The organism is Streptococcus sanguinis, from assembly GCF_900635155.1.
Lineage (GTDB): Bacteria > Bacillota > Bacilli > Lactobacillales > Streptococcaceae > Streptococcus > Streptococcus sanguinis_G.
Map to the genome: position 1 here is coordinate 1471275 of NZ_LR134002.1, position 18637 is coordinate 1489911.

Annotated in this window: 15 protein-coding genes; 3 read left to right on the forward strand and 12 right to left on the reverse strand. The window is 44.4% G+C overall.

Features of this window, described 5'->3' with window-relative positions:
* Window positions 1-52: 52 nt before the first annotated feature.
* From gyrB to ELZ47_RS07395, 6 genes are all read right to left on the reverse strand, one after another.
* The gene (gene gyrB / locus ELZ47_RS07370; protein WP_125332200.1) at window positions 53-2002 is read right to left on the reverse strand and encodes a DNA topoisomerase (ATP-hydrolyzing) subunit B; all 1950 of its coding nucleotides are present in this window, start codon (window positions 2000-2002) and stop codon (window positions 53-55) included.
* 12 nt (window positions 2003-2014) lie between these two features.
* The gene (locus tag ELZ47_RS07375) at window positions 2015-2581 is read right to left on the reverse strand and encodes an HAD-IA family hydrolase (RefSeq protein WP_164549584.1); all 567 of its coding nucleotides are present in this window, start codon (window positions 2579-2581) and stop codon (window positions 2015-2017) included.
* Between the two features lie 234 nt (window positions 2582-2815).
* A complete protein-coding gene (locus ELZ47_RS07380; protein WP_125332196.1) occupies window positions 2816-3364 on the reverse strand; it encodes a DJ-1 family glyoxalase III in 549 nt (182 codons plus the stop codon).
* 72 nt (window positions 3365-3436) lie between these two features.
* Window positions 3437-4669 carry an FtsW/RodA/SpoVE family cell cycle protein gene (locus ELZ47_RS07385; RefSeq protein ID WP_125332194.1) on the reverse strand — a complete coding sequence of 411 codons (1233 nt, stop codon included), beginning with the start codon at window positions 4667-4669 and terminating at the stop codon, window positions 3437-3439.
* A gap of 12 nt (window positions 4670-4681) precedes the next feature.
* Window positions 4682-5662, reverse strand: a complete 981-nt coding sequence (locus ELZ47_RS07390) for a YeiH family protein (protein WP_125332192.1) — start codon at window positions 5660-5662, stop codon at window positions 4682-4684.
* Window positions 5663-5761: 99 nt separating this feature from the next.
* Window positions 5762-8206, reverse strand: coding sequence for a bifunctional DnaQ family exonuclease/ATP-dependent helicase (locus tag ELZ47_RS07395; RefSeq protein WP_125332190.1), 2445 nt, complete (start codon window positions 8204-8206; stop codon window positions 5762-5764).
* A 135-nt stretch (window positions 8207-8341) separates the two neighbouring features.
* Between ELZ47_RS07395 and ELZ47_RS07400 the strand changes: the two genes are divergently transcribed.
* On the forward strand, window positions 8342-8980 hold the full coding sequence (locus ELZ47_RS07400) for an MBL fold metallo-hydrolase (protein ID WP_125332188.1): 639 nt from the start codon (window positions 8342-8344) through the stop codon (window positions 8978-8980).
* A gap of 74 nt (window positions 8981-9054) precedes the next feature.
* On the opposite strand, the gene ftsX is transcribed toward ELZ47_RS07400, so the two are convergent.
* The 3 genes from ftsX to prfB all read right to left on the reverse strand — a co-directional run bounded on the left by ftsX (window position 9055) and on the right by prfB (window position 11806).
* Window positions 9055-9981, reverse strand: a complete 927-nt coding sequence (ftsX, locus tag ELZ47_RS07405; protein ID WP_002930032.1) for a permease-like cell division protein FtsX — start codon at window positions 9979-9981, stop codon at window positions 9055-9057.
* Window positions 9974-10666 carry a cell division ATP-binding protein FtsE gene (gene ftsE, locus ELZ47_RS07410; protein ID WP_002895890.1) on the reverse strand — a complete coding sequence of 231 codons (693 nt, stop codon included), beginning with the start codon at window positions 10664-10666 and terminating at the stop codon, window positions 9974-9976. The genes ftsX and ftsE overlap by 8 nt, the downstream gene beginning before the upstream one ends.
* Before the next feature lie 44 nt (window positions 10667-10710).
* A protein-coding gene (gene prfB / locus ELZ47_RS07415; RefSeq protein ID WP_125331478.1) for a peptide chain release factor 2 occupies window positions 10711-11806 on the reverse strand; the annotation gives its coding sequence in 2 pieces (ribosomal slippage) (window positions 10711-11733 and window positions 11735-11806; 1095 coding nt in all).
* Between the two features lie 310 nt (window positions 11807-12116).
* Here prfB and ELZ47_RS07420 point away from each other — a divergent pair.
* Entirely contained in the window at window positions 12117-12977 is an 861-nt protein-coding gene (locus tag ELZ47_RS07420) for a metallophosphoesterase (protein ID WP_002895894.1), read from the forward strand.
* Here the strand turns inward: ELZ47_RS07420 and ELZ47_RS07425 are convergent.
* The 3 genes from ELZ47_RS07425 to ELZ47_RS07435 form a co-directional block, all read right to left on the reverse strand.
* Entirely contained in the window at window positions 12971-13762 is a 792-nt protein-coding gene (locus ELZ47_RS07425) for a DUF2785 domain-containing protein (protein ID WP_002895895.1), read from the reverse strand. The two genes, ELZ47_RS07420 and ELZ47_RS07425, sit on opposite strands and share 7 nt — an antisense overlap.
* An 88-nt stretch (window positions 13763-13850) precedes the next feature.
* Entirely contained in the window at window positions 13851-16547 is a 2697-nt protein-coding gene (locus ELZ47_RS07430; RefSeq protein ID WP_164549586.1) for a cation-translocating P-type ATPase, read from the reverse strand.
* Between the two features lie 285 nt (window positions 16548-16832).
* A complete protein-coding gene (locus ELZ47_RS07435) occupies window positions 16833-17219 on the reverse strand; it encodes a DUF1934 domain-containing protein (protein WP_164549587.1) in 387 nt (128 codons plus the stop codon).
* Window positions 17220-17334: 115 nt separating this feature from the next.
* On the opposite strand from ELZ47_RS07435, the gene ELZ47_RS07445 reads away from it, so the two are divergent.
* Window positions 17335-18636 (forward strand): HD domain-containing protein, encoded by a 1302-nt coding sequence (locus tag ELZ47_RS07445; RefSeq protein ID WP_002915501.1) that lies wholly within the window; start codon window positions 17335-17337, stop codon window positions 18634-18636.
* The last annotated feature ends 1 nt before the right edge of the window (window position 18637 follow it).

Below are 18637 nucleotides of genomic sequence, written 5' to 3' on the forward strand. Positions count from 1 at the left end.
CATAATGATTATATCATATTTTTGCCCATAATGGTTGATTTTTCTGATTTTTTTAGACGTCGAGCGTACTGTATACAGCATTTTCTTCGATAAATTCACGACGAGGTTCAACGCGATCCCCCATCAGCATGTCAAAAATCTTGTCAGCTTCCGCTGCATCATCCACTGAAACCTGCGCCATCAAGCGATGTTCAGGATTCATAGTTGTCTCCCACAGCTGATGGTCATCCATCTCTCCGAGCCCCTTGTAGCGTTGAATGGTTGGCTTGGAGCGACCTTCACTGTAACGAGCCAAAGCAGCTTGAAGCTCTTCTTCCTGATTAGCACCTGGCTGGATGTATTCTTTGACTTCACTTCCGACCTTGACACCATAGATTGGCGGCTGAGCGATATAGACAAATCCAGCTTCCAGAACCGGCTTCATATAGCGGTAAATCAAGGTTAAGAGCAGGGTTCGAATGTGGGCACCGTCTACATCGGCATCGGTCATGATGACTAATTTTTGGTAACGGGCCTTGCTGACATCAAAGTCAGCTCCAAAGCCAGTTCCCATTGCAGTAAAGAGACTACGGATTTCTTCATTGGCCAATATCTTGTCCATGCTGGCTTTTTCAACGTTGAGAATCTTACCACGAATTGGCAGAATAGCCTGAAATTCACGGTTACGGCCGGACTTAGCTGAACCACCTGCTGAGTCCCCCTCCACGATGAAAAGTTCAGTTTCCTGAGGGTCGTTAGACGAGCAGTCAGCCAATTTCCCTGGCAGATTGGAGATTTCCAAGCCAGACTTTTTGCGGGTTACTTCCCGAGCTCGCTTGGCAGCAATTCTAGCCTTAGAAGCCAAAATTCCTTTTTCAACGATTTTTCGAGCTACCGCAGGATTTTCCAAAAGAAAATCTGAGAAAGCTTCGCTAAAGAGGCGATTAGTAATCTTGACCACTTCACTATTGCCCAGCTTGGTCTTGGTCTGACCTTCAAACTGAGGGTTGGGGTGCTTGACAGAGATGACCGCTGTCAGTCCTTCACGAACATCTTCCCCAGTCAGATTGTCTTCGTTTTCTTTGAGAAGTTTATTTTTCTTAGCGTAGTCATTGATAACCCTTGTCAGGGCCGTCCGGAAACCTTGCTCATGCGTTCCACCCTCGTGGGTATGGATGTTATTGGCAAAGCTCATGACGGTTTCATGGTAGCCAGTTGTATACTGCATAGCTACTTCAACCGTAATATCGTCCATTTCGCCGTCGGTATAAATCGGCGTTTCAAAGATTACATCTTTGTTTTCATTGATGTATTGGACATAGCTGGCAATCCCGCCCTCATAGTGGTAATCCTTGGCCTGCTCCATTCCATCCCGCTTATCAGTGATGGAAATTCTGAGACCACGATTGAGGAAGGCCAGTTCTTGCACCCGCTTATTGAGCTTTTCAAAGTCAAATTCTACTGTTTCAGTGAAAATCTCTGGATCCGGTGTAAAGTGAACTGTCGTACCAGTACGATCTGTCTCACCGATGATTTCTAGGTCTGCGACTACTTGACCGCGACTGTATTCTTGGTAATGAATCTGGCCGTTTTTATAAACGCGGACATCCAGCTGAGTGGACAGGGCATTTACAACGGAAGAGCCCACACCGTGCAGACCTCCTGATACCTTGTATCCGCCACCGCCGAATTTTCCTCCTGCATGGAGAACAGTAAAGACGGTTTCCACGGCCGGACGGCCTGTTTTCTCCTGAATATCAACAGGAATTCCCCGACCGTTATCCACTACTGTGATGGAATTGTCTTTTTCGATAAAGACTTGAATGTGGCTAGCAAAACCAGCTAACGCCTCATCAATCGAGTTGTCAACAATTTCCCATACTAAATGGTGCAAACCTTCCTTGGAGGTCGAACCGATATACATCCCTGGACGCATACGAACGGCTTCTAGGCCTTCTAAGACCTGAATCTGACTGGCATCATATTCTTGGGCCTGTATATCTTGTTGCTTTTCTTCTGTCATAGTGTTCCTTTTCTAATCAATATCTATAAATTCTTCAAGATGCTGCATATTATCAAAGAGATAGGTATCAAAGCCAGCTGCCTGCCCTGCTTCAATATCCAGTGGACGGTCACCAATAACCAAGCCAGAGGAAATCCGATACTTGTCTTTTAGATAGAGCATGGAGTCTGGTGAGGGTTTCCTTGGAAAACCATTTGCAGCTGTCACCACTTCTGTAAATGCTGATGAAATGGCAGTCTTTTCCAAGATTTCCAGCACTTGGTTGTCCCGGTGGGAGACCAGAAAATTCCGACCACCCTTGGCCACAATCCGCCTAAGCAACTCTGCCGCGCCGTCAAATAAGACAGGATGAGTCAATTCTTCTGCTTCATTGGCCTTATAAAACTTCAAAAAGTCTTTTTCTTGGGGAGCAAACTGCTGGACGGCATAGCCCGTAGACACCTTGAGGGCCTTATAAACTTCGTCGTGACCAGCTTGCAGACCGTATTCTTTCAAAGTCTGAACAAAAGCTGCTGTCGAAGTTTCATAATTATCCAAGAGTGTTCCACCTAAATCCCAGATGTAATCTTGATAATTCATACCTTTCATTATACCATAATTTTCATGAAAAAGGGGCTAATATTTGCCCGAATCCAGCACTTTTCCGACTTTTTCAGCCCTTTTTCTAAACAGAATATCTCAAAAAATCCAAAATTTAAAAATGGCTGCTGATTTCGTCCTTTTCAACATCTTTAAACCCTTTCCATATAGAGGACTGCGAAGATAAATAAGACTTCAAAAAAGCTGGGAAACATTATGAATCCCAGCATATTTTTAATTCCCAAATACATCTGTATAAAGCATGGCATCAGCCAACTGGTCAGCGTCTCCTCCCAGCTGACGAACCAGCTCATAGGCGAAAGCCAAGGCAGTCGATGGACCACGGCTAGTAATCAGCTTCCCATCAACAAGAACTGTTTCTTTACGGTAAGTTCCATTTTTAATATTGTCTTGCGCACCATCATAGCAAGTGAAATACTTACCAGTCAAAATACCTGCGCGATCAAGAGCAATCGGAGCGGCACAAATGGCCGCGATGAATTTGTCCGCCTGCTGAAAGTCCTGCAAAAGCTGCATCAGGCGGTCATCATCACGGAGATTAGCCGATCCTGGCATCCCTCCTGGCAAGATGACCATATCGTAGTCATCCAGCCGCCCCTTCCAGACCTGATCCGCTTGAACAGTGATGGCATGAGACCCAGTCACTGATTCATCAAAACCAATCATATCACAGACAAGACCTGCACGGCGCAAGACATCCACAACTGTCAGGGCCTCTATTTCTTCAAAACCGGGAGCTAAGAGTAAGGCTGCTTTTTTCATGAAAATATCCTTTCTGAGATGAGCCAGTCACAAAATCGCATCTGATTTGTGAGTCAAAAACTTGCTTTATTTTTATTTTAATTTCTTCAGTACGACTTTTTTTCGGACTGCAGGAATTCGCTCTTTCTTTTCATCCGTCAGGCTGTTCTGATAGGAGACGGACAGCAGGAGACCGACACCAATAAGATTACTGATGATGGAAGAGCCGCCCTGTGAAATAAAGGGCAACGGAATCCCTGTCAGAGGTAGAATTCCTGTCACCGCTCCAATATTTTCAAAGATATGGAAGAGCAGCATCATGATAAAGCCAGTTGAGATATAGGTATAAAACTGGTTGTTGGATTTAATCGTAATCTTGAGCATGCGATAAATCAGCAGTAAATAAAGCATGATAACCAAGGTCGAGCCCAAAAAGCCAAAATCTTCTGCAATGACGGTGAAAATCATATCGCTTTCCCGAACAGGAACCAAGAGATTCGAAACATTAAAGCCTTGACCAGTCAGACCGCCGCTTCCGACAGCGATTTGTCCCTGTGCTTGCTGGAAGGTGGTCGTCTGAGCGTAGTCAAAAGGATGAAGCCAAGCCAAAATCCGATTGATTTGGTAGGTTGGCATGCCAAGATTATGTAGAAAGGCACGGCCGCCATCGGAAATAAAGATAAAGAGAAATCCTCCCAACAGCAGGACTCCCGTCAGAAAGACTGGCAGGATAATCTTCCAAGAAACACCTGACAGTAGCACGATGCCGCCGTATATAGCAACAAAAACCAGAGCTGTCCCCAAATCACTCTGAAGGGTTAACAGAACCAGAACAGGCACTGTGTAGAGCCCAAGCTTCAGGATCAGAAAAAAGTCTAAAGCCAGGGTTCGCTCATCCTGCTTGTGCTGCTGGAGAAAATGAACCACCAGCCGCGACAGCATGAGAATATATGAAATCTTCATAAACTCTGAGGGCTGAAAGAGGGTCACACCACGAATAGCAATCCAGTTTTTAGCACCAGTGGAGGCTACCAGCGATTCACTGTAAAAAATCAGAGGCAAGACCATGAGGCTAAGACCAAAAACATAGAGATAGGGCGTAATTTTCCAGAGAAACTTGGTATTAAAAAACATGAGGATAAAGCTGAGCAGGAAGCCCACCGCAATCCAGGCGATCTGCTGCCCAACCATGGGCCAGGCATTGTCAGGATAATCATGACTAACAGCAATGTATATAGCTACAACACCGATTGAGAGCAACATCAAAACGGGCAAAATTAAACTATAATCAATCCGAGACTCAAACGTCCGTCTTTGATAGGGCATAGTCCCTCCTTTTTAGAAAAAATACTGGATAATCAAGCTAGAAACAGCGACGCAAAACCAAGCGAAGGCACCAGTCAGCAAAGGCGCTGCTCCTGCTTGCTTAAACTGCTTAAAGGAAACCTTCGCGCCAATAGCTGCCAAGGCCATAGCCATCAGCCACTGAGAAATGAATTTTGTATAGGGGATGACAGCAGCCGGTAGAAATCCAAGACTGCTGACAAGTGAGGCTAGGACAAACCAAGCTATAAACCAAGGAAAAATCTGCTTCAAGTTTGTCTTTTGTGACGACTTCTTAGACTTGATATAGCGATAAGCTGCGAAGATCAAGCAGGCTGGTACAATCATCAGAGCCCGACTCAGCTTGACAATGGTCGCCAAGTCGCCAGCTGACGGGCTATATGTATAGCCTGCTGCCACTACTGACGAAGTATCATTGATAGCTGTTCCGGCCCAAGTCCCGAAAAAGGCATCCGACATCTGCAGCAAATGCCCTAAAAAAGGGAAAATGAATACTGCTAAAATATTGAAAAAGAAAATAGTCGAGATGGACAAGGCAATATCCTCTTCATCAGCGTCCAAGATTGGTGAGGCGGCCGCAATGGCAGAGCCACCGCAGATGGCTGTTCCAAAACCGATTAAAATAGTCAAGACGCGGTTCATTTTAAAGAAACGGCCAGCCAAATAGGCAGCCAGAAAGGCTATCAGAATAGTGATAAGACTGATACGAAGAGAAGAAATCCCCGTCTCAGAAACCTGACCAATGGACATGGAAAATCCCAAAAAGATAATGGAATACTGCAGCAATTTCTTCCCCGAAAAGCTGAGACCTTCCTGAAAAATAGCCGGCAGCTTCATACTGTTATTCAAAACAATCCCAGAGACAATAGCCAAAACACTAGATCCTATCAAGGGAAACAAACCGCCTAAAAAGATAGAAACAGCCGCTATGCCAAAGGATAAGAGAACTCCTGGTAAATATTTTTTCACGAACACCCCTTCTTTCCTATGCCTCTCATTATAACAAATTTTGTCCCAAAAATCTGAATGAACTTAAAAAATCAGCCGATAAAACTCAGCTGATTTTAGAAAGTTTCAGTCAAAAAAGTCTCGTAACTCCTGCATAATGGCTGCCTTCGGCAGAATATCCAAAGAAGCTAATTGTGACAGATGATGCTGGATCTGCTTGCCATAGCGTTTACTAGAGATTCTGTTGTCCAAAAAAATAACAGCTGACTTCTGATGTTCATTTCGCCGGGTCCGGCCAATAGCCTGCTTAAGCCGTAAGATTGCAAGAGGCAGTTGATAATCATAAAAGGCATTCTTACCTTCCGCTTTCAGGCGGCTGTTAATCTTCTGCACAAAGAAATCCTTGGGATTGTCAAATGGAATCCGAGTAATCAGCTGAATAATCTGTTCTTGCTCAGCAAAATCAGCCCCCTCCCAGAAGCTGCCAGAACCCAAAAGGATACCTGCCTCTCCTCTATCAAAACGCCGCTTGATATTAGCAGCATCGCCATTTTTATATTGGGCCAAATGCGGAATAGCCAGCAAGTCCGAAACAGTCAAAAGCAAGTCTTTAGAGGTGAAGAGGGCGACGATAGGCAGACCGAGTTCCGCCACTTCTTGCAGACACGCAACAATCTCTCGAGCAAAATCCTCAGTTGACAAATCCACTACTGCTGGAAAACTCTCATCTAAAAAGAGCTTCTGCAGTGGCTTCTTCTTGCTTTTCAGCTTGTAAAAGTGATAACTTTCAAAGCCTAGCAACTGCGCCAAATTGACCTTAGAGCTGATTTCCAGAGTGGATGAAACTAAGATAACCTTGACCCTTTCAGGTAAAAACTCTGTGAAATGCAGCAATTCTGAACGGCCAGCATGCAGCGTCATCAAGCGATGGTCTGCCAAATCTTCATCAAGCAACCAATAATACTGGTATTTACCACTGAACAAGTGCTGCAGCTCAGGCAGTGCACTCATCTTTAACTCGGACACATCCTGAAGCAGTCGGGCAATCTTTTCCTGACTTAGCTCAGATGTTTTCTTGCGATGCTTCTCTGCGGCATCAGCCAGCTCAAACTGAATGCTTTGCAAAAGCCGTTGCTGCAGAAGTTCCCCTTCTTCCTGAAGGAGATGATTTATCTGCTGCAGCGTTTTAGTTAGATTTATACCGGCCTGAGAGAAGCTTTCCAAGGCGAAAAACATCTTCTGAGCTTCATCAACTACCAGAATGCGATTGTCCAGCAAAGACTGGTCATCCTCTAAACGCGTCAGTAGGTAAGCATGATTGGTAATCACAACTCGACTGGTAGCTGACTTGACCTGTCCCAACCGCCAAAAATCTTCCTCATAAAAAAGAGAATGTTTGCTTAGCTTGCCATCATGACGGATTTCATTGAAGTAGCTTGAGAAGCGATGAGCCTGTCCGATTTCATTCAAATCACCTGTTTTGGTTTCTGTCAGCCAGACCAAGAGTTGCAACTTGCAGCGATTAATCAGACGGTTGTCATATTCCCTATCCAATGTCTGATAGAAATGGTCCAGCTTGAGATAATTCTCCGGACTCTTGAGACTGTGAAAGGAAATCCCAAATACTTCCTCCAACAATCGTCCTTCCTTTTGCAGCAGCTGGTCCTGCAAGATCTTAGTCGGAACCGTCACTAGTACTTTTTCTTGACCTCTAGATAGAATGGGCAGCAAATAACCAAAGGTCTTGCCCAAGCCTGTCTGTGCCTCTAAAAAACTAGGCTCCTGCTGGTCAAGAGCTTCCTCCATAAAATGAGCAAATTTAAGCTGTTCTGGCCGCTCTTCTAAGCCCAGTAGGTATAAATTGGTGAGGAAATCCTGCGACATTTTCTTTTCCGAAGTCAGCTTTTGGGGACGCCGCAGGAAAATACCATGGCAGGATTGCAGTTCCTTATCTTGCTGATCCGGCATCGTCTGATAAACTTCCTCAATCGCCAGACGCGACTCATAGATAATGCTGTCCGTTAAAGTTAGCATTTTCTCAACCAAGGCCTTGGGCAGGCTCTTGATTTTGTCTTGTATTTTTAAAAAAAGCTGAGCCGTTGCTTGAGCATCTGCCAGAGCAGTGTGGGCGTTTTCCAAAGAAATATCCAGCAAATTACAGAGATTGCCCAAGGAATATTTATCAAAGGTCGGGTAGAAGACCTGAGCCAACTCTACCGTGTCCACACGCGGTGTCAGCAGGTCAAACCCTTCCCAGAAAAGGGCCTCTGCTAGTAGATTTGCATCAAACTTGACATTATGAGCGACAAAAATCGCATCCTGAATCAGCTCATATACCTCCGCTGCTACCTGAGAAAATTCCGGAGCTCGGCTAAGCCGCTCATCATCCAAACCTGTCAGCTCTTTGATATGCTCATCCAGTTCCTCATGAGGATTGACATCTGTTTCATAAGTCTTGGTAATGATTCCATTCTCAATCAGAACAATGCCAATCTGGATAATCTTTGCACTGCTGCCTGTTCCTGTAGCCTCCAAGTCCACAACGGCATACTTATAATCATTTTGTGTCATACTGCTATGATTATATCATAAAAGCCTTTCTGAGACATCTGAAAATTTTCATCCCCAGCCTAGAAAGCAATTCTGTGCAAAAAAACCGCTTTTCTGTTACACTCAATAGCAGAATACATTTTTCGAGGAAATCAGATGAAGATTCATAAAATTATCAACCTTGTTGCATTTGAAAACACCTATATCTTAGAGAACGATCATGGCCTCCTAGTCGTCGATCCTGGCAGTGACTGGAAAAAGATTGAACGCAAATTGGAGGAACTAGCTAAGCCTGTGATTGCCATTCTCCTGACCCACACACATTATGACCATATTATGAGCTTAGAAAAGGTCCGAGAGCACTATGCTGCCCCACCTGTCTATGTGGCTGAGAGTGAAAGCAGCTGGCTTTACACACCGACAGATAACCTATCTGGTCTGGCGCGCCATGCCGATATGGATGATATCATCTGTCGACCAGCAGAGGAGTTTTTCTCCTACGAGACAGACTATGACCTTGGAGGCTTTCATTTCTATGCGCTTGCAACACCTGGCCACTCTATTGGAGGTGTCTCTCTAGTCTTTCCTGATGACCGCCTTGTTTTGACGGGCGATGCCCTCTTTCGGGAAAGCGTTGGACGAACGGATCTGCCGACAGGAAACATGGAACAATTGCTGACGTCCATTCGTGAGAATCTTCTGGTATTGCCTAAAGACTATGTTGTTTATCCTGGTCATGGTAATGATACCACTATTTCACATGAAAAAATCTTTAATCCATTTTTAGCTCAGTAGGCATTTGAAGAGCTTTTCACTTCATCACAAAAGAAACAGAGTTTGAACAAATTTCAAACTCTGTTTTTTATATTTTAAATCTTCAAGAAGCGTCTCATAGAGAAGACAGAGCCCAACGATCCGATAAGAATACCCAATACGAAGAGTATTGCTATCATAATCGGACTAAAGAGTTTCGGATCAATCATAGAAAGCCCTTGACCGACTAGGCTCTTATTCATAGTCTGGAAGGCTATTTTGTATATAAAATACACTGCCACTGACGGAATTGTTGCCCCTAGCAAGCCAATCCATGCCCCTTCAAACAAGAAAGGTCCACGGATATAGCTATTCTTGGCACCAACCAAGCGCATGATTTGAATCTCGCGACTGCGGGAAATAATGGTAATCCGAATAGTATTGGAAATGAGAAGGACAGCAACAAAAATCAGAAGCGCTGCACCAATCAAGCCCCACGTTTGGATAAAATTAGAAAGCGCAAAGAGCTTTTTGGTATTGGTACCACCATTTTGAACCTCTGAAACACCATCAATTTTCCGAGCATCTTTCGTAACAGATTCTACATACTTAGGCGCCTTGGTCTCAACAATATAAGCATCGTAAAGTGGGTTGGCATCACCGTCAAAAATCTTCCACTCGCTACCCATGGTTTCTGTCAGCTGCTCATATTGTTCTTCCTTACTAGAAAAAGTAACCTTATCTACATTTTTCATAGAAGTCAGAGCATCATAGACCTTATGGTAGTCCTCATTCTGAACTGTTTGGCCTTCTTTTACAATCGTTTCGCTATTATCGGCAACATCCTTACGCATGTATACCATGACGCGGACATTGTTTGAAATATCATTTGCCAGCTTAGCTGTATTTAAAATTACTGAAGCAAATACAGCCACTAAGCTCAAGGTAATCATAACCGAGCTGACAGCTGCTACAGTCATCCAACCATTCCGCGTAAGACTCTTAAGCGACTCAATCAAATGGCGAAAAAATCTTCTAATCATCGTATCCGTATTCTCCTTCCGCTTCATCACGTACCACACGGCCATTTTCAATGGCAATAACGCGGTGACGCAGAGTATTTACAATCTGGCTGTTGTGGGTTGCCATCAGGACAGTCGTTCCCTGAAGGTTAATCCGCTCCAGCAGATTCATAATCTCCCAAGAATTATCTGGGTCCAAGTTTCCTGTCGGCTCATCCGCAATCAGGACTTTAGGGTTGTTGGCAATAGCACGCGCAATGGCAATCCGCTGCTGCTCACCACCGGAAAGCTCGTTAGGGAATGAGCGAACCTTGTGCTTGAGACCAACCAGATCCAGCACTTCCATAACCCGTTTTTTAATATTGCGGCGGCGCTCACCGATAACTTCCATGGCGTAGGCAATATTCTCATACACTGTCTTTTTAGGAAGAAGTTTATAGTCCTGGAAGACTACTCCAACCTGACGGCGCAGCATTGGAACATCACGCTTCTTAATCTTAGCTAAGTCGAAATCAGCTACTTTAAGACTTCCCTTATCCAGCTTTATCTCCCGATAAAGCAAACGAATAAAGGTTGACTTTCCTGCTCCTGAAGGACCTACAATATAGGCAAACTCCCCAGGTTCTACGTTAATAGACACACTACGTAAGGCAGTGGTCCCGTTGCCATACTTCTTGACAACATCTTTCATTTCAATTATTGACATCTATTGAAATTTCCTTTCAATCTAATTCTAATCTCTTGCATTTCCTAGTTCAAACGCCATTTCAAATAAGCATCGATGAAACCATCCAAATCTCCGTCCATCACCTTGTCCACCTGTGCTACTTCATAACTGGTCCGATGGTCTTTAACCATGGTATAAGGCGTAAAGACATAGGAGCGGATTTGGCTGCCCCAGGAAATCTCCTTCTTATCTCCCTTGAGTGAATCGACTTCGGCTGCTTGTTTCTCTTGCTCTAGCTGGTAAAGCTTGGCCTGCAGCATCTTCATCGCCCGATCGCGGTTTCCATACTGGGTCCGGTCAACCGTAGACTGCACCACAATTCCCGTAGGAATATGGGTCAGCCGCACACCAGTAGAAACTTTATTGACGTTCTGCCCGCCGGCTCCTCCCGAGCGGAAAGTGTCCATCTTAATATCGTCGTCGCGAATTTCCACCTCAATGGTGTCATCCAGCTCTGGCATGACCTCTACTGAGGTAAATGAAGTATGACGACGTTTAGCTGAGTCAAATGGTGAAATCCGGACCAAACGGTGGACTCCCATTTCTGACTTGAGCAGGCCATAAGCGTGCGGCCCTTCAAATGAAAGAGTCACTGACTTAATTCCCGCTTCATCCCCCGCTTGATAGTCCAAGACCTCAACTTTGAAGCCCTTGGCATTGCCATAGCGCGTATACATACGCAGCAGCATATCTCCCCAATCCTGGGCCTCTGTACCACCAGAGCCCGGGTGAATTTCAAGGATAGCATTGTTATTGTCGTAAGGCTCAGATAAGAGCAGAGTCATTTCATAGCTGGTCATCATTTTCTCGAGTTCAGCCAGCTTTTCTTCCAACTCACCCTGAACCGACTCATCCTCAGCCAGAAAATCAAGCAAGATTTCTGATTCATCAAAAAGCTCGGTCATCTGATGGAAATTTTCATAGGTTTGCTTGAGTTCATTCAGCTCTTGAGATGTCTTCTGGGCTGCAATGTTGTCATCCCAAAAGTCGGGTTCTGTCATCTTATTTTCTAAGATGGCAATTTCTTCTTCCAGACCTTCTAAGTCAAAGAGACCCCCTGAAAGAAGCTAATTTTTCACGATTTGCGTCAATCTTTTGACGAATTTCTGAAATGTCCATAAATACCTCTTTTCACATATCGTTTAATTATAACATAAATTAAACAGTTTGCCTAATCTCACATTCAGCAGCTTACATTTTATCGGATTTTCCCTAGCTAGGCAAGACAAGCGACTCCTTGTCACCTAATTGTTAGAAAAGTAATATAATGACATGGGGTTGGAAGAATTATTTCAAGACTTCCTAGACTTCGTCCATGGATAAACGAAATACAAAATTACAAAAATTTATAAGGTGTTCAGATAAAAGGGAGGCACTCTATAGGGCCTTAAGCATTTTCAAGTTTTGAAAAATATGCTAGACTAAAACCATGACAAGAATCGGATTTATGAGCGACCTCCATCTGGATTCCAATCAATTTGGGGATTTTGAGCACCAAGCTCTTCGCCAGCTTTTAAAAGAGGAAGGGATTGGCCACCTACACATCGCAGGGGATTTGTCCAACGACCTGACCAAGATCAGTTTGCCCTTTCTTGAAACTTTGAAGCAAGAGATTCCCCTTTCTTTTAATCTGGGAAACCACGATATGCTGGGCCTCTCTGAGCAAGAAATTAAGGACTATGATTTTCAGGTGCAGCATTTCGGCCAGACCAAGCTCGTCAGCTTTTCTGGCTGGTATGACTACAGCTTTGTTCCAGAAAAAAGCAAAGAAGAACATCTGAGAACCAAGACCAACTTCTGGTTTGACCGCAGATTGGAGCGCCAACTCGACGACCCTAGCATTACAGCTCAGACGCTGCAAGAGTTAGAAAAACTGCTGATGACTTTAGATGGTCCCATTATTGTTGCTCTGCATTTTGTCCCCCATCAAGACTTTCTATACGACCATCCCTATTTCCAGCGCTTCAACGCCTTCCTAGGAAGCCAAGCTTTTCATCGGCTCTTTGTCAAATACGGGGTGAAAGAGGTTGTTTTCGGCCATCTTCATCACCGCCACCAAAGCCGTGTTATCGAAGGTGTCCGCTATCATATGCGTCCTCTGGGCTACATTCGTGAATGGGAACTGACTCGGAATTTTTTCAATGACTTTCCTCAGTATAAGATTCCCCAGATGTACCGCCTGCACAAGCGTTATAATGCTGTTAAAGATTTAGTTGAATTCCGAGACTATAAGAAAAAACACCTGGCAGACGAACTGCGAGATGCTTTAACAGTAATTGAAGTTCAGTAATGGAAATGTTGAATTGCAGCTCTCAGCTCATCTGAGAGTTGTTTTTTGCTGTCCAACTGCACATAGACTTCTAATAAGCAGGAGCGAAAATTGGAAAAAGCAATGAAGTCTTGGTTGCTTTCCAATGGAAAACTCTGTGATTGAAGCCATAGTCTAAGTTCACGCTGCGATAGTTTTTCCTTTAAGACAGCTTGATATAGCACCTGGGATAAGCGCCAATCCTCATCATTTCCGAAACGGACTGAAACTCTTTTAAAAGCTTGATGAATGACCTCTAAAACCTCTGTCATCCTGCTAGAGGGAAAGTCCGGGTGACAAGCCACTTCTGTCAATAAGTCTGCTCCATGAGCGAAGGCATGAACCCAACCGTATTTCCTGGAGTAACCCCTTGTGTCTCTTTCTACTGACAGGTAGGTTAGCCCCTTATCTAGTAAATATTTTCTTCCTTGCACTGATAGAGCCTGATAATACGAAGAGTTTGGATTACCATCACAGTTTAAGAGATTGGCATAAAGTAAAGCCGTGAAGGAACGTGTTAAGGTGGCTTGACCATTTTTATCACTCTTGTAAAAAAGTCCTTGTCTTTTGACTGCTTCTTGAGCCAAGAAACGAAACTGTTCAGCTGAAAACAGGTCATCTTGAAGTCCCCTTGCTAAGGACGAAAAGACTAACTCATCACGGATTGTCGCTTCTGGATGACCAATATGATCCAGTAACCATAAGATTTCTTCCTCATAATATAAAGCAGAAACTTCTTCCAACTTCTTTCGTAAATTTTGATACATACTTTCAACCTCCTTTCGAGTTGCTTTCTTTGAATTTGATTATATCGCCTTGTACGCAAAAAAGCCATCCGAAGATGACTTTTTGCTGCTAAATAGCATTCTTATCCATACCTAATTTACGTTGGATGAACTTAACAATTTCAACAATGACAATCATGGCAAAGCTACCAATCAGAACAACTGTCCATTGTGACAAGTCCAGCTTGGTCACATGGAAAATCTTTTCCAGCGGATCAATTACAATAGTCGAAATCAATAGGATGAAAGAAACCAGGATAGACCAGTTAAAGGTCTTAGACTTGAATGGACCAACTGTAAAGATAGACTGATAAACAGATTTTACATTATAAGCATGGAAGAGCTGGATGAGGCCAAGCGTTGCAAAGGCCATTGTAAGAGCGTCCGCATGGATAGCCTTGATATCACCAACATGAACGGGATTAGAGATAGCATAACCATAAACCGCCAGAACCAAAGCCCCTTGCAGGACCCCCTGATAGATGATAGAGCTCAGAACTCCGCCTGAGAAGAAGCTAGACTTACGACCGCGAGGCTTATGACTCATGACACCTGGCTCAGCAGGCTCAACTCCCAGAGCAATAGCTGGGAAGGTATCCGTTACTAGGTTAATCCAAAGCAGATGAACTGGCTGCAGCACATCCCAACCAAAGAGGGTTGCCAAGAAAATAGTCAGCACCTCAGCCGTATTAGCTGAAAGGAGATACTGGATAGTCTTTTGAATATTAGAGAAGACCTTACGTCCTTCTTCCACGGCTACAATGATGGTCGCAAAGTTATCATCTGCCAGAATCATGTCAGAGGCACCCTTAGATACTTCTGTACCGGTAATACCCATACCGATACCGATATCAGCTGTCTTCAGAGCTGGAGCATCATTGACACCATCACCTGTCATGGCTACGACCTTACCTTGGTTTTGCCACGCTTTGACGATACGAACCTTGTGTTCTGGAGATACACGCGCGTAAACAGAGTATTGACCAACAACCTTTTCGAATTCCGCATCAGAAAGCTCATTGAGCTCTGCACCAGTCAAGACATGGTCTTCAGTATCTCCTTCTTCGATAATACCCAAGCGCTTAGCGATAGCTTCTGCTGTATCCTGATGGTCACCAGTAATCATAATCGGACGAATACCTGCTTCCTTGGCTACACGAACAGCTTCTGCTGCCTCAGCACGTTCTGGGTCAATCATACCGATTAAACCAGTAAAGATTAAATCATTTTCTAGATTTTCAGACGTCAAGTCAGTCGGAACTGCATCAATAATCTTGTAGGCGCCAGCCAGCACACGCAGAGCTTGGTGAGCCATGTCTGAGTTATTAGACTTAATCAGCTGTGAAGTAGCATCATCAATCGCTGCAACATCTCCAGCCTTATCACGGGCAACACAGCGTTTCAAGAGTTGATCTGGTGCTCCCTTTACTGCCACTAGGAATTTCCCATCTGGCAATGGATGGACAGTTGACATGAGCTTACGATCTGAATCAAAGGGCAGCTCAGCTACTCGAGGATATTTCTCTAAAAAGGCCTTCACATCATAGCCCTTGTCCAAAGCATACTGGATAAAGGCTGTTTCTGTTGGGTCACCAATTAGCTTCCCTTCCTGGTCAATCTTGGTATCATTGGCTAAGACAACCGAACGTAAGAGCGGCAGCTCCAGTCCAAGTTCGATATCTTGTCCAGCTTCATTCAGGACTCCGTCGTAAAAGACTTTTTCGACCGTCATCTTATTCATGGTCAGGGTACCAGTCTTATCTGAAGCGATAATCTCAGTTGATCCCAAAGTCTCAACAGCTGGAAGCTTACGGACAATTGAATTCCGCTTAGCCAAAACCTGAGTTCCCAAAGCCAGCACGATGGTAACGATAGCAGGCAGACCTTCTGGAATAGCCGCAACTGCCAAGGCTACAGAAGTCATCAGCTCATCCAGTGGATTTCTCCCTTGAATGAAGACACCGACTACAAAAGTCACTGCAGCAATCACCAAGATAGCATAGGTCAGAACCTTCGACAGACTATTAAGATTTTGCTTGAGCGGTGTGTCCGTTTCATCCGCATCCTGCAACATACCTGCGATATGGCCGACTTCGGTGTACATCCCTGTATTGACAACCAATCCAACCCCACGACCATAGGTCACATTTGAGTTTTGGAAGGCCATATTCACACGGTCTCCAATACCAGCATCTGCAGCTACCTCAACAGTCAAATCTTTCTCAACCGGAACAGACTCACCTGTCAGAGCAGCTTCTTCGATTTTCAGTGAATTAGCTTCCAAAAGCCGCATATCTGCTGGAACAACGTCCCCGGCTTCCAGTCTAACGATATCGCCAGGTACCAACTCCTTAGAATCTACTTCTGTGACATGGCCATCACGCAGGACACGCGCAGCCGGGCTAGACATAGATTTGAGAGCTGCAATCGCTTCTTCAGCCTTGCCTTCCTGATAGACACCGAAGATGGCATTGATGATTACTACAGCTAAGATGATTAAAGCATCTGCGATGTCTTCGCCACCTGATGTGACAACAGACAAGACCGCTGCTACCAACAAGATGATAATCATCAAATCCTTAAACTGCTCCAAAAACTTTATCAAGAGAGATTTTTTCTCCCCTTCATCCAGTTCATTGCGGCCATAATCAGCTAAACGCTTGGCTGCTTCTTGACTGGATAAACCTTGCTCTGAAGCGTCCAAAGTTTTGAAAATTTCCTCAGGACTCTGGGTGTAAAAAGCTTGGCGCTTTTGTTCTTTTGACAATGTATTCCTCCTCTTGGCCTCTTTTATTTCTGAAGTTTTCTGACCACTACGACTCATCATCTCGAGCCACATCAGTCATATCCAAAAAGTCAGAAACAAAAAAGAGACCTGTTTATTAACAAGTCTCGCTATTTCATACAAGGCCGGAAATTTCTTTCGTATTGACGACCTTGTAACGGTTATTCCGTTAGCTACTCCCTTGAGTTAGAAACTATTATACCAAATTTTCAAGCTTTTGCAAGGGGAAACATCATGATTTTCAAGAGTTTTCTCGGAGAATAGCAGCTAACCCCAGCTAATCTCCATTTCATAGCTGGCAAAAATCTGCTCTCCGTCAACAGTTTTTAGCTGATAATGAAGTTGCAGAACCTGTTTGGTCAAGTCAACCTTATAGAAAGGAGTATCGGTCACAAACTGCTGCAAGCCCACAGGTGTATGGATGCCAACCAGCGCCTGCCCTTGACTGATGAAGCGCATGATGGACTTAGGCTCAGAAAAGCGGGTCATAACCAGCTCTTTATCGTGAAATTTCAGAACTACTTTCTCCCCTTCCTCATTCTTGTAAAGCAGATAGTGATAATCTCCTTTTTGCGTCCAATCCGTATCGTAGACCTGATCAATTAGCTCGGTATGCCCGTCCAGCTGGATGTGATTCTTTATTCTGATTTGCATCGTCATCTCGTTTCTCTTTTTCTTTCCCTATTCTATCAAAAAAATGACAAAATTGCTCTTCTTTCAGTCGCAGCTTTGATTTTTTTCCTACTATGATTTGTGGTATAATGGTAGCATGATTGAAAAAGTATTTCGGGACCCAGTTCACAATTATGTTCATGTGGACCATCAGGTCATTTATGATTTAATCAATACCAAAGAATTTCAACGGCTGCGCCGCATCAAACAGCTGGGTACCTCCGGCTATACTTTCCACGGCGGGGAGCACAGCCGTTTTTCGCATTGTCTGGGAGCTTATGAGATTGCCCGGCGCATCACCAAGATTTTCAATGAAAAATACCAAGCCAACTGGGACAGCCACGAAAGCCTGCTGACCATGACAGCCGCTCTCCTGCATGACTTGGGGCACGGAGCTTATTCACACACCTTCGAGCGCCTCTTTGATACCAATCACGAGGACATTACGCGGCAAATCATCACCAGTCCTGAGACGGAGATTCATCAGGTACTGGTGCAGGTTTCGCCGGATTTCCCTGAAAAGGTAGCTAGCGTCATCAACCATACCTATCCCAATAAGCAGGTAGTCCAGCTGATTTCCAGCCAGATTGATGTGGATCGGATGGATTATCTCTTGCGAGATTCCTTTTTTACTGGTGCTTCCTATGGACAATTTGACTTAACCAGAATTTTACGAGTGATTTGTCCAGTAGAAAACGGCATTGCTTTCAAGCGCAATGGCATGCATGCGGTAGAAGACTACGTAGTCAGCCGCTACCAGATGTACATGCAGGTCTATTTCCACCCAGCCAGTCGGGCTATGGAAGTGCTGCTGCAAAATCTGCTCAAGCGGGCCAAGTTTCTCTATCCGGCTCAGAAAGATTATTTTGCACTGTCATCGCCCAATCTCATCCCATTCTTTGAAAACAGAGTGACCCTACAGGATTATCTGGCCTTGGATGATGGTGTTATGAATACCTATTTCCAAGTTTGGATGACTAGTCCGGACAAGATTTTATCAGACTTGGCTCAGCGTTTTATCAACCGCAAGGTCTTTAAGTCTATCGTCTTCTCTCAGGAAAACGAAGCGCATTTGGATATCATGCGAGACCTAGTTGGACAGGTTGGTTTTGACCCCGATTACTATACTGCTATTCATCGTAATTTTGATTTGCCTTATGATTTCTACCGGCCTGACGTTGAAAAACCTCGGACTCAAATTGAAATCTTGCAAAAAGATGGCAGCTTAGCAGAACTATCCAGCCTGTCACCTATCGTTCATTCGCTAGCCGGGACCAGACAGGGCGATAATCGCTTCTACTTCCCTAAGGAAATGCTGGCAGAGACCGGACTTTTCAGCGAAAAAAACCAGACTTTTATGCACTATATCAAAAACGACCAATTTACCTACGGAGAATAAT